Source organism: Limoniibacter endophyticus (assembly GCF_014652835.1).
GTDB lineage: Bacteria > Pseudomonadota > Alphaproteobacteria > Rhizobiales > Rhizobiaceae > Limoniibacter > Limoniibacter endophyticus.
Genome location: NZ_BMZO01000006.1, coordinates 184984 through 196402, shown reverse-complemented (window position 1 = coordinate 196402; position 11419 = coordinate 184984). Strand labels below are relative to the sequence as shown.

Genomic DNA, 11419 nt, shown 5'->3' with positions numbered 1-11419 from the left:
CGAGACGGAACTGGCCCCCCACGGGGGCCAGTTCCTCCCCATTTCAACTTATCGAAATATTGAATGCTGCGCAGTCAGCGTTCGGAGGGCGGGAACATGTTCAATCGTCGTCGAGAATTCACGGTTTCGGAAGCCGTGAAAACATGTCGAAAAGCGTTTATGGGCATTTTCATCGTCAGCGCCGTGCTCAACGTGCTGATGCTGACAGGGCCACTTTTCATGCTCCAGGTCTATGACCGCGTCCTGGCGTCGAGCAGTGTGCCCACATTGGTCGTTCTCGGCGGCATAACACTTGGCCTCTATCTCTTCAGCGGCTTGCTCGACATCTTGCGCCAGCGCGCTCTTTCGCGCATTGCGATGCGCGTATATGCCAAGCTTTCCGGCCCAGCACTGCGCGCCAATGTACAATTGCCCATACTTGCCGGCCAAAAAGCGGCAGGCATGCAGCCCGCCCGCGACATTGACGTTGTGCGCCGCTTCCTAGGCTCCACAGGCCCGGCGGCAATTTTCGATCTGCCCTTCATGCCCTTCTATTTTATCCTGATCTTTCTCATGCATCCGTGGCTGGGCATTCTGGCGCTGGCCGGTGGTGCGGTCATCTTCACGCTTGTCGTCGCCAATGAGCTTTCAGCACGCGCACCGACGCGAGAACTTTCCTCCGTCAGTGCGCAGCAGGCCAAGCTTGCCGAAACGGCGCGTCGCAATGCCGAAGCCGTAACGGCCATGGGCATGATTTCACGTCTCAATATGCTTTATGCTGATCGTCTGGGCGTCTGGTACAATGCCCAGCGGCTTTCGGCGGACCGCAGCAACTTCTACTCGTCGGTCATAAAGACGCTGCGCCTCGTGCTGCAATCAGCCATGCTCGGTCTCGGCGCCTATCTCGCCATTTATCAGGAGATCAGTGCCGGCATCATGATCGCATCCTCGATCATCATGGCGCGTGCCTTGGCCCCGATCGAACAGGCTGTTGGCCAGTGGCCGGCTTTCGTTGCCTCGCGTCAGGCAACCGCACGCCTCGACCAGGCCTTCAAAAGCATCAAGGACGACAATGGCATGGAGGGCCTTCCGCTCCCCAGGCACGAGCTAAGCGTTGACGGATTGGCAACAAGCGCGCCCGGCGAGCCGGTTCTGCTGCTGCAAAACGTCGTGTTCTCTTTGAAGGCAGGCGACGGGCTTGGCGTTATTGGCCATTCCGGGTCGGGCAAAACCAGCCTGGTACGTGCGCTGACAGGCGTTTGGCCTTCGCTTCGCGGCTCGGTACGACTTGACGGGTCCACCATGGATCAATGGCCGGAAGATGATCGCGGGCGCTTTCTGGGCTATCTGCCACAGGACGTCGAACTCTTCGACGGTACGATTGCCGAGAACATCTCTCGCTTTGATCCCAATCTGAATGTAGAGGCCATCGTTGCTGCCGCCCAGCTTTGCAACGTGCATCGTCTTATCGTCGCATTGCCGGAAGGATATAATACGCGGATCGGCGAGGGGGGCGCCCGTCTTTCCGCCGGGCAACGGCAACGTATCGCTCTCGCCCGGGCGCTCTATGGCAACCCTTTCCTCATCATTCTCGATGAACCCAACTCCAATCTCGACGCCGAGGGAGAAAAGGCGCTTGCCGCTGCGCTGCTCGAAATGCGTAGACGAGGCTCCATCGTCGTTCTGGTCGCCCATCGCACAAGCGCTCTTGCCGCAGTCAACAAGGTGCTGATCGTGCAGAGCGGCCAGCAGATCAAGTTTGGCGAGCGCGACGAGGTATTGTCCAACATCGCCGAATTTGCAGCCCCTCAATCAGACAAGAAGGTCGTTTCCCATGCGCTTTGACGATATCGACCGTTCAATCGGTTCCTCGCTAAAAAAACAGGTCCGTATCGCCCTTATCACCAGCGTTGCACTTGCTATCGGTCTGGGAGGCGTGTCCGCTTATGCCAGCATCAGCGGGGCGGTGATCGGCGCCGGCAAGATCATTGTCGAGGGACGTACCAAACATGTGCAGCATCGCGACGGCGGCATTATAGGCGAAATTGCGGTGCAGGAAGGTCAAAGGGTTGAGGCGGGCAGTATTCTTTTCCGCCTCGACGGCACACTGGCTGAAGCAGGCCTTGGGGTCATCGACAGCCAGCTTGAACAGCTGATTGCGCAGGAAGCACGTCTTCTTGCCGAACAGGCGGGCCTGACCGACGTCGATTTCCCGGATTCGCTCGAAGTCAACGCCTCAGATCGCGTGCAACTGCTTCTCGAAGGGCAAGAAATGCTGCTCGACCAACGTGCCCTGACGAAAGAAGGAAAGAAAGCGCAGCTTTCAGAGCAGATCGCGCAGTTTGGCGAGAAAATCAAGGCGTTGGAAGCCCAACGGCAAGCTGTCGCTGAGAATATCGAGCTGTTGAAGGGTCAGTTGAAGGCTATCAAGCATCTGCACGGGCGCGGGCTGGTTGTCGATTCCCAGCTTTCGACCATACAGCGCGAACTCGCGTCGCTTATCGGCAATGAAGCCTCGGTTCTGGCCGAAATCGTCGAGAATCGGCAGGCGACAAGCCAAACGAAACTGCAACGCGTACAGGTGGACGAGGATTTTCAGGAGGCGATTCTGACTGAACTCGACCAGAAGCGCACGGAAATAGCCCGCCTGCAGGAAGAGCGCATGGCAGCGCTAGACAAACTGGCGCGCCTTGAAATTCGGGCACCTATTTCCGGTTATCTGCACGAGCTCAACGTCCATACCGTAGGTGGTATTGTTGCACCGGGCGAAACCCTCGTCAGCATCATTCCGATGGATGACGAGTTGATTGTGGAGGCCAAACTCGCGCCCAATGATGTCGATCAGGTGCGAAACGATCAGCACGCACGGCTGCGCCTGACCGGTCTTGACCAGCGTACGACGCCGGAACTCACCGCTTCCGTCCTCGACATCTCACCAGATCTCACCACCGATCAGCAAACCGGTATGACCTATTACGTTTCTCGCTTGAAACTGAACGAAGGCGAAATCGAGAAGATCGGTGCAGGTCGCCTGCGTCCCGGCATGCCGGTAGAGGTTTTCGTGGAAACAGGCAGCCGCTCGATCCTGTCCTATCTGATCAAGCCGTTGCATGACCAGATCCAGCACGCGATGCGGGAACGTTGAGCCAGTACAAAGCGTTAGCGCTCCCATCGAATATCAGCGAGACGGGGGTCCGAAACAAATATTTCCCTTGAGAAATCAAGGCCCCGTTCTGGAAAGTCCCGTAAGGCACGCACACCGCTAGGGCTCAGGTGGATACGCCAACTCTGCCGCTCCACAGCCTTGGGTTCGGAAAAGGCGGCGCAATTGAGGACGGCGATGTTCTTGCCTGCCTCGGGATCCCGGACCGAGCGATAGAGAATGATCCAAGTGCCTGCTTCGCGCGCGGCATCTGCAAGCGCCTGGCACGCCGCATAATCCGTGAGATTCGTCCAGGCAACAGCATCGCGGGACAAGGATCCTTTCGTAAGGTCGAGCGTCGTTTTTGTGGCAAGTGCGACGGCAAAAGCCGTATACTCGGCGGGATTGGCCGGCCACGGCGTTTCCGGCGATTCCGCATAGAAAAGCAGTCTGTAAAATGCCATTTCAGCAAGCGCTGTCTCGACGCGTTCAGCTGCATAAAATACGCCCTCGGTGAATCCCGCACGGCGAAATCGTGAGCCATAAGGATAGGGCGCATAACGAAACGGCGTCGAAAGCAGATAATCCAGATGCGCGCATGGTTCCGGAACAGCCGGTTTCGCGGTTTCGAGAAGCTCTTCAAGCAAGACCTGCTCAGCCAGCGTATCAACAAGCTTCAGGGTTGAAACACGATGTTGTGCTTCCACGAGCCTCCAGCCCAACCCTTCATATGGCCCCAGCTCAGAGGATAGCGCGGCGGGTGTCCAGATAGGCAATGACATCCATCAATCCGGCAATGCTTTTGATTTTCTCGACGGGCAGACCGCCCAGCGCGGAATTATGAGCCTTCATCCAACGGCGCGACACCATCTCGTCGCCACCCGTAATCGCATCGAGCGAACGAAACAACCGGACGAGAAGCAATGCCAACTCGAAAGCCTTCTGACCACGGTGCAAAAAAAGCTTCTCATTGCGAAGACGTGAAATACTGGCTTCCGAAAGTCCGAGAACGGCGGCAAAATCCTGCGAGGTAAGCCCTAGCCGCTCAGCCGTGCGGATAGCCGCTTTACTAAGAACCAGATCTTCCGTTGCGGGTCTTTCAAGCGCGAGTGTGCTCATGAACCACTCCTTTCAAATGAAAGAATAAACGATTTTCAGATCACCTGAAAGAGCTTTCTTTCGAGTAGTCAACTGGAGCAGGAATATCCCGGCCATTCTTGTGCCTTTATTTACTGCTGCGATAAAGGCTGACGGACACTCCTCATCCTTGCATGGCTATTAATCGCCCCTTGGAAAAATTCTCAGGACGATTATCTTGTTATTGAGAGATGAAGCGTAGCCTGCACCAGTCACATCTTTGGAGCTTATCCATGACAACCCTGACCCTGATTTTGGCCTCCTGCCTAGTCGCCGTCCTCGGCATCACCAGCTTCAAGGTCAAGGCTGCCCGCATGGAAGAAAAGCGTTTGCGCAAGATCCGCATCAGGATCGACGATCGACGCGGCTGATTTTTCCTTTTACCGGCTCTTTTTCGGCTCACTTCCAGGGCCGGAGGAGCCTTTCTCAAATTTACGGAAAAATTTTCGATTTATTTTTGAAATGGACATTTTTATCCATTATTTTAAGATTTTCTAATAAATATTGCAAATCAACGATTTAGTTCCTTCGAAGCATTTGTTACCGTGGATAAATTTCAAGGCCAAAGCTATCAAAAACACTCGAATTTTGCAGCAGAATCAACAAAGCAGCCTATTCCAAGACCCTGCGCATCACAGAGTTTCATCCACACCCCTAAAATCGACCGCATAATAATCCCGCAGCTCGTGAATACGTCTTATCCGGCCGGTGAGACAGGGACGCGAGCAGCCACTGGCGTCCGTCGTCAGTGTTTCGGACCATTGGCGGTCCGGAACATTGGGCGAAGAGCGGGCGAGGAAGGCAGACGGGCGACCGCGTCCTGCACCATCCCCTCCGGCCAATGGGAGAGGATGGAAAAGCTCAACCATCCAGGCATGGATGACACGGGCAGCAGGATGAATAAGAGCGGCGTCGTCCGGCAGGAGAAGAGTGTCTGCTCCGCCCAGTGAAATGGCATAACCTCTTCCGGCAACGACCGGTTTGCCGGAAGAGGCCTTTCGATCCAGGCGAAGCCTGTCCGACCAATCCAATATAGTATGTTCACTGGGCAGGCTTCGTCCGATCTCTCACCCGATGCGTAAGCGTTCGGGACGTTGTGCTTGACAGCAGCTGGCTTGGGAATAAATTGCTTCAAACTTAAAATTATAACGGGGACGATCATGCCGGAAGCCTTCATCTGCGACTATATTCGCACACCTATCGGACGTTTCGGCGGATCCTTGTCGTCGGTCAGGACCGATGATCTTGCTGCCATACCCCTGAAGGCTCTGGTCGAGCGAAATCCCTCCGTTGACTGGGCAGCCATCGACGAGGTGTATTTCGGCTGCGCCAATCAGGCTGGCGAAGACAACCGCAACGTTGCCCGCATGGCTGTACTTATTGCCGGTCTGCCGCAGATTGTTCCAGCTACGACCATAAACCGGCTTTGCGGTTCAGGGATGGATGCAGTGATGATGGCAGCGCGAGCCATCAAGGCCGGGGAAATCGATCTTGCGATCGCTGGTGGTGTGGAGAGCATGAGCCGCGCGCCGTTTGTCATGCCCAAGGCCGACACTGCCTTTTCGCGTAACGCAGAAATTCATGACACGACAATTGGCTGGCGCTTCGTCAATCCGGTTTTGAAGAAGCAGTACGGTGTCGATTCCATGCCGGAAACCGGTGAGAACGTCGCGGAACAATTTTCGGTGTCGCGCGAAGACCAGGATCGTTTCGCGCTCGCGTCGCAAGCCAAAGCGTCAAAAGCTCAGACGCAAGGCAGGCTCGCCAGGGAAATCACCCCCGTCTCCATCCCGCAGAGAAAGGGCGATCCGCGCATGGTGGACCGCGATGAGCATCCGCGCGAAACTACGGTAGAGGCTCTGGCTTCTCTGAAAACCCCTTTTCGGCAAAACGGAACCGTTACCGCCGGCAACGCATCGGGCGTCAATGACGGCGCTGCCGCGCTGATTATCGCTTCGGAAGCAGCGGCGCGGCAATATGGCCTGACGCCGATTGCCCGTGTTCTGGGCGGTGCGACCGCTGGCGTCGAACCGCGTATCATGGGCATAGGGCCGGTTCCAGCAAGCCAGAAGCTTTTTGCCCGCCTTGGATTGACCCAGCGCGATTTCGACATCATCGAACTGAACGAAGCTTTCGCCGCACAGGGTATTGCCGTTCTTCGCCAACTTGGAATTGCCGATGACGATCCACGCGTCAATCCCAATGGTGGGGCCATTGCCCTCGGTCATCCGCTCGGCATGTCGGGAGCGCGAATTGCCGGTACGGCCGCGCTCGAACTCGCACAAAAAAATGCCGGCCGAGCGATCGCCACCATGTGTATCGGTGTGGGGCAGGGGATTTCGCTCGCGCTCGAAAGAGCCTGATCACAAAAATGTAATATTTATTGATCCGGGTATTATCGAACAGATTCGCGCTTCTCGTGTTCGGTCTGCATGGAACCCACGAGAATTTTTTCGGCCTTTTCGGGCCAGAAGCTTTTAAAGCGCGGCACGGCGCAAACCGTCGCCGCGGCCATGAAACGGGCGCTGGAAAATCAACGAGATGTAAATTTCGCGATCTTCGATGACAAGACCGGACGCCGGCTTGACGTACCCGTCGCGGAAACGGAGGAAGACCTTGCCTCCATCATTCGCGAGGCGGCGATGCCAAGCAGACCGCGTGCGCCGGGCCGGCCACGTCTTGGGGTTGTCGCCAGGGAGGTGACCCTCCTTCCGCAACAATGGGCCTGGCTCAACGAGCAGGAAGGCGGCGCGTCCGTGACCTTGCGCCGGCTGGTGGACAATGCCCGCTCGAAGGCGGATGAAGACAAGCGCAATGCTCAGGCCGCGTCGAGCCGTTTCATGGCCGACATGCTGGCTGATCAGGAAAATTACATCGAAGCATGTGCGGCATTGTCCAACGCAAACCGCGCGCAGTTCATCGAGTTGACCAGGAACTGGCCGATGGATTTACGCGACCATGTGCGCCTTCTGGCAGAACCTGCTTTTCAGCCGGTGCGATGATCAACCAACATTGCGCGCCGACCATACGGCAAATTCATAACCATCGGGCGATTTGAATTGAAACCGATGCCCTCCGGGAAAGGCGAACGTGTCTAAAGTAATTTTTCCACCAGCTTCAACGACCCGTTTTTTCGCGGCCTCGAGATCGTCACAGTAGAGAATAATCAGGGGTCCGCCGGATGTGATTTCGCCCGAGGTCGTAAGCCCGCCGGTTAGACGGCCGTCACTGAATTCCGAGTAGGTCGGGCCGTAGTCGGTGAAGCTCCACCCGAACGCGGTGCCGAAGAAGGCTTTGGCCTCACCAATATTGCCGACGACGAACTCTATATTGTCGATCTGAAAATCCCGGCCGCGCTCACCCATTTCCTAATCCTCCCAATTCCGCTAGCCTGACTTTCGCCCGGTCGTTCCGTTCTCCCGTAGCAAAGCCATCAGCATCGGTCCAACTGTAAACGACCCGGCCTTTGCCTTCATTGTCAGCGCGCGTAAATATCCGCCTGGCGCGCGCACGCCGTCGGCTTTTTGAAGAATTCCTGCTATCGAGATCGCCGCTTGCGTCGTCCCCATCGCGGAAACGCAATCTTCCCACGCATCGGCACTTATGCCCAGCGCCTCGCGAACTAGATGCGCTGTCTGGATCAGATCGCTCCAATCAGATATTCCGTCTTTCGCGTAGGTTTCAATATCGGGGCAGGCCCGTAGCACAAGTGCAAGCGGATATCCGGTCAACGGCCGCACCTTTGCATTTCCAGTTGGAGCGGCAATGGCCCCGTGCTCTTTTTCGAGAGCAGGTTCAAATTCAAGGGGTTTAGTTTTTGAATTATGTATAAGGCGCTCATTATGAGCATCATTGCCGCTCGTATTTTCTGATTTCTCTTTCTTTTCCAACCAGTTGGAAGCTTTCTCCCTGAGAATTTCCAGCGTTCCTTCCATTTCCAGCAGTTCTCCCCTGGTCAGCGAGCGCCGAAGCTGCGTCGTCACGTCTGCAAGATCCCCTATAAGGCCAGCCCAGTCGCCCGAAATCGCCTCTTCAAGAGCATAGGCGGCAATCTTGCCTATGTCGCGCCGCAGCAGAGAAATGCGCTCGCGAACCAGCCTGATCTCGCGTTGCTCGGCCGCGATCTGCTGCGCCGTTGCTTCAATTTCCGCGGCGCGTGCCAATAGAGGTGCCAGATCGAAACCGAACGCCTGGTCGATTTCGCCCTCGCCGTCGCGACGCGCGTAGCGCTTTCCATTGGGACTGTCGCGACGCAGGAGAAGCCCGGCCTCTACGAGAGCCGCCAGATGACGCCGCAACGTGGCAGACGCCATGCCATGCGCACGCAAGGACAATTGTTGATTGGAGGGAAAGACAACGAGATTGCGGTCGCCCTCCAATGTCTCTTCCGGATAAAATGTCAGCAATGCGTTGAGCACTATGAGCGAGCGATCGCTCAGGCCAAGACGCACCCGTGCTTGCGCAACGGCGCGAAACAGTGGCCATTTTCCGATGGCTGCGTCCGACCTGACCGTTTCGGCCAGGCGGCTTGCTTTCAACATGGCATGCGACATCGGTCGCTGCCCGAAAGGCGTCGTCGATTGATAACCCGTCATGTCCCTTTGCCTTTCAGCAGGCAATGAAAACCCCGTTGTCAAACAGCCATGCCGCTTGACACTGATTCCCGGACATGCGATTCTCTTGTTGCTACACTAAGAGAGAGGTTCCGGAACGCTTGTTTCGGGGCCTTTTTCTTTACCTGTCTATCGTCGGTTCATCTTCCCGTTCTCTTTGTACCTTGTCAGCCGATAGACTGACGGCGAAATTGTATTCAGCCCTGCTTTGCCTTTTCGAATTCAGCGAAAAGCTGTGGCAGGGCATCCGCGACATAAGCCACGAAATTCGGATCGGTCGCTGCGGCAAAGGAAAGACTTTGCGCATTACCGGAGGATTTCAGCGTTGCCAGGATGGCGCCATCGGCACTTTCGATCGAACGCGTGTCAGCCAGCGTCTTCTTGCGCGACAGAAGCGCGAACAGCCGCTGAAAGCGCGCATCCGACCCTTCGGCCTTGAAACGTTCGCGCGCAATTTCCTCGCGGATTTTTTCCAGCGCCGCAGCGCGGTCTCCATTAATGAGTTCGCCAAGGGCGAGCCAGCGCGGCCGCCCAACCTTCGGGGCCGGACCAATCGCATTGACGATCTCCAGGGGCACTGCATCCAGCACCTGCAGATAACGCGTCATGTCAGCCTTGTGCAGAGATAATGCCCGCTGAACGGTGGCGCGGTCGAAGCCGTAACGGATCAATGCATGTGCAAACACGGCCCGCTCGATAAAGGAAAGATCACGACGTTCGCTGTTTTCTTTGCCTTGCGCCAAAACAAGATCGACATCGCTCAGCTCGCGAATGACCGCTTTGACGTCGATGCCAAGCGTGCGCGCGGCACGGAGACGTCGCTGCCCGTAAGCTGCCTGATAGCGTCCCTTTTGTTCGGGATGAGGACGCACCAGAATCGGAACCTGCTGACCGTCATCGCGGATGCTGTTCACCAGAGATTGGAAATCCGGATCCTGTTCGCGGGCAAGACGGTCTTCCACGATGGAATTGTCGATAAGCTCCGGCGAAAGCAACACGACACGGTCGCCACTTGCCAGGCTTTCTTTCAGCTTTCGGGCATTTTCCAGCTCGCGCGACATGTCGCCAAGCGAAAGCCCCATCGCCTTGACGGCGCCTGAAGAAGTATGTGGACGCGGCGCATCGGTGCGCGGCACGCCGATTTTAGCGGCGACTTCTTCAGGCTTGAGCGTCTGCGGATCTGCACCGAAAAGGGACTTCAGCGTATTGCGGCGATTTGCATTAGACATTAGCGACCTCCTCTCGGCGGACGGTTCCAGGCCTGCAGCATCAACTGTTCGACTTCGCCATTGACCGCATTGAGGGATTCCATGGCTCGGTCATAGGTCTGGCGGGAGAAGTTCTCGCGCCCAACCTCATAAAGCGTCTGTTTTGTCAGGCCAGCGTCGGAAACGGCGGTGGATTTCAACATTGCGGACGTGAGGACCCGCTCGCCAAACTGGCCACGCAGAAACGCTGCGATTTGCGTCTGCGGGCCGTCATTTGGTTCAAAACGCGTCACGAGATAGCGCAAGAAATCGAAGCGCAGCTCACCACCACCCTCCGCGACAACCGATAAAAGATCAGAGGTCATGAAAAGGAACTGGCTCATCGATGCCACGTCCAGCATTTGCGGATGCACGGTGACAATGACCGAGGTCGCGGCGCAAAGTGCTGATAGGGTCAGGAAGCCCAGTTGCGGCGGACAGTCGATAACGACGACGTCGTAATCGTCGGAAACCGTTTCCAGAGCGCTCTGTACCCGCGCAAAGAACATCTCGTGTTCACTCTTTTCGCCGCTCGCCAGAACACGGGGCGTGGTGTGCTCAAACTCTTGCAGCTCAAGATTACCCGGAACAAGGTCGAGACCGTCGAAATAGGTCTTACGGATGATATCAGAAAGCGGGCGACGCTCATCATCATAGCGGATCGCCCCGTAAAGCGTGTCGTTGCCCACGAGATCGAGCTCCGGCTGATAGCCGTAGAGCGCCGACATGGAGGCTTGCGGGTCGAGATCGACGGCAAGTACGCGAAAGCCCGAGAGCGCCAGATGCTGGGCGAGGTGGGCAGCAGTAGTCGTCTTGCCAGAACCACCCTTGAAATTGGTGATGGCAATCACCTGCATGTGCTCGCCCTTTTCAGGGTCGCGGTGCGGCAGATAAAAGCGGGCTTTTGCAGGGTTTTGCTCGGCCAGGTGCCGGCGCAGCGCATTGATCTCTTCCAGAGAGTAGAGGCGTCGCCCGCCAGCGCTTGTCTGCGGTTGCGGTCCCTCGCCGGCAATCGACAATTGACGCAGATAGCCATCGGAAACACCTATCATGCGCGCCGCTTCACCGCTCGTAAAGCGGCGCAGGACCTTCGCGGAATCCGGGGCAAAGAGCCGCTCGCGCATCGTCTTCAGCTGGGCGGACAGGACTTCCGCATCCGCTGCGATCGCATCTGCAGCCGATGGCATCCTCTCCTTGCTGATCATCGTCATCGACGCGTCCTTAACCATAATTCCCGATCTCTTATATGCAGCGATTCGAGAAAAGAGACGAGGCCCGGCTAACGGCTTTCAGCGCTACAG

12 protein-coding genes are annotated in these 11419 nt (G+C 56.7%); 5 read left to right on the top strand and 7 right to left on the bottom strand.

The genetic code is table 11. From position 1 onward, the window contains the following. Positions 1-63 precede the first annotated feature (63 nt). Both IE151_RS10405 and IE151_RS10400 read left to right on the top strand, forming a co-directional pair. A complete protein-coding gene (locus tag IE151_RS10405; protein ID WP_308430496.1) occupies positions 64-1824 on the top strand; it encodes a type I secretion system permease/ATPase in 1761 nt (586 codons plus the stop codon). Further along, the gene (locus IE151_RS10400) at positions 1814-3124 is read left to right on the top strand and encodes an HlyD family type I secretion periplasmic adaptor subunit (RefSeq protein WP_189489944.1); all 1311 of its coding nucleotides are present in this window, start codon (positions 1814-1816) and stop codon (positions 3122-3124) included. The genes IE151_RS10405 and IE151_RS10400 overlap by 11 nt, the downstream gene beginning before the upstream one ends. A 14-nt stretch (positions 3125-3138) precedes the next feature. Here IE151_RS10400 and IE151_RS10395 read toward each other — a convergent pair whose 3' ends face one another. Continuing rightward, positions 3139-3903, bottom strand: coding sequence for an RES family NAD+ phosphorylase (locus IE151_RS10395; RefSeq protein WP_189489943.1), 765 nt, complete (start codon positions 3901-3903; stop codon positions 3139-3141). Next, positions 3863-4240 (bottom strand): MbcA/ParS/Xre antitoxin family protein, encoded by a 378-nt coding sequence (locus IE151_RS10390; RefSeq protein ID WP_189489942.1) that lies wholly within the window; start codon positions 4238-4240, stop codon positions 3863-3865. The genes IE151_RS10395 and IE151_RS10390 overlap by 41 nt, the downstream gene beginning before the upstream one ends. Before the next feature lie 251 nt (positions 4241-4491). Between IE151_RS10390 and IE151_RS10385 the strand changes: the two genes are divergently transcribed. Further along, positions 4492-4629 (top strand): hypothetical protein, encoded by a 138-nt coding sequence (locus tag IE151_RS10385; protein WP_189489941.1) that lies wholly within the window; start codon positions 4492-4494, stop codon positions 4627-4629. A gap of 261 nt (positions 4630-4890) precedes the next feature. Here the strand turns inward: IE151_RS10385 and IE151_RS10380 are convergent, their stop codons facing one another. Then, entirely contained in the window at positions 4891-5289 is a 399-nt protein-coding gene (locus IE151_RS10380) for a hypothetical protein (RefSeq protein WP_189489940.1), read from the bottom strand. A gap of 129 nt (positions 5290-5418) precedes the next feature. On the opposite strand from IE151_RS10380, the gene pcaF reads away from it, so the two are divergent. Together pcaF and IE151_RS10370 are read left to right on the top strand one after the other, a co-directional pair. After that, positions 5419-6621, top strand: coding sequence for a 3-oxoadipyl-CoA thiolase (gene pcaF, locus IE151_RS10375; RefSeq protein ID WP_189489939.1), 1203 nt, complete (start codon positions 5419-5421; stop codon positions 6619-6621). A 69-nt stretch (positions 6622-6690) separates the two neighbouring features. Next, positions 6691-7260, top strand: coding sequence for a DUF2239 family protein (locus IE151_RS10370; RefSeq protein ID WP_189489938.1), 570 nt, complete (start codon positions 6691-6693; stop codon positions 7258-7260). On the opposite strand, the gene IE151_RS10365 is transcribed toward IE151_RS10370, so the two are convergent. The 4 genes from IE151_RS10365 to repA form a co-directional block, all read right to left on the bottom strand. Further along, a complete protein-coding gene (locus tag IE151_RS10365) occupies positions 7261-7623 on the bottom strand; it encodes a VOC family protein (RefSeq protein ID WP_189489937.1) in 363 nt (120 codons plus the stop codon). It abuts the gene before it with no gap. A gap of 21 nt (positions 7624-7644) precedes the next feature. Beyond that, positions 7645-8853: a plasmid replication protein RepC gene (gene repC / locus IE151_RS10360; RefSeq protein ID WP_189489936.1), complete on the bottom strand. Its 1209-nt coding sequence runs from the start codon at positions 8851-8853 to the stop codon at positions 7645-7647. A 215-nt stretch (positions 8854-9068) separates the two neighbouring features. Then, a complete protein-coding gene (repB, locus tag IE151_RS10355) occupies positions 9069-10100 on the bottom strand; it encodes a plasmid partitioning protein RepB (protein WP_189489935.1) in 1032 nt (343 codons plus the stop codon). Continuing rightward, positions 10100-11329: a plasmid partitioning protein RepA gene (gene repA / locus IE151_RS10350; protein WP_382344738.1), complete on the bottom strand. Its 1230-nt coding sequence runs from the start codon at positions 11327-11329 to the stop codon at positions 10100-10102. The genes repB and repA overlap by 1 nt, the downstream gene beginning before the upstream one ends. Positions 11330-11419 lie beyond the last annotated feature (90 nt).

What these genes read in the sequence shown, in the direction of transcription:
- IE151_RS10405 (WP_308430496.1), top strand. Translation starts at nt 64, where the DNA reads ATGCTGCGCAGTCAGCGTTCGGAGGGCGGGAACATGTTCAATCGTCGT.
- IE151_RS10400 (WP_189489944.1), top strand. Translation starts at nt 1,814, where the DNA reads ATGCGCTTTGACGATATCGACCGTTCAATCGGTTCCTCGCTAAAAAAA.
- IE151_RS10395 (WP_189489943.1), bottom strand. Translation starts at nt 3,903, where the DNA reads ATGTCATTGCCTATCTGGACACCCGCCGCGCTATCCTCTGAGCTGGGG.
- IE151_RS10390 (WP_189489942.1), bottom strand. Translation starts at nt 4,240, where the DNA reads ATGAGCACACTCGCGCTTGAAAGACCCGCAACGGAAGATCTGGTTCTT.
- IE151_RS10385 (WP_189489941.1), top strand. Translation starts at nt 4,492, where the DNA reads ATGACAACCCTGACCCTGATTTTGGCCTCCTGCCTAGTCGCCGTCCTC.
- pcaF (WP_189489939.1), top strand. Translation starts at nt 5,419, where the DNA reads ATGCCGGAAGCCTTCATCTGCGACTATATTCGCACACCTATCGGACGT.
- IE151_RS10370 (WP_189489938.1), top strand. Translation starts at nt 6,691, where the DNA reads ATGGAACCCACGAGAATTTTTTCGGCCTTTTCGGGCCAGAAGCTTTTA.
- IE151_RS10365 (WP_189489937.1), bottom strand. Translation starts at nt 7,623, where the DNA reads ATGGGTGAGCGCGGCCGGGATTTTCAGATCGACAATATAGAGTTCGTC.
- repC (WP_189489936.1), bottom strand. Translation starts at nt 8,853, where the DNA reads ATGACGGGTTATCAATCGACGACGCCTTTCGGGCAGCGACCGATGTCG.
- repB (WP_189489935.1), bottom strand. Translation starts at nt 10,100, where the DNA reads ATGTCTAATGCAAATCGCCGCAATACGCTGAAGTCCCTTTTCGGTGCA.
- repA (WP_382344738.1), bottom strand. Translation starts at nt 11,329, where the DNA reads ATGACGATGATCAGCAAGGAGAGGATGCCATCGGCTGCAGATGCGATC.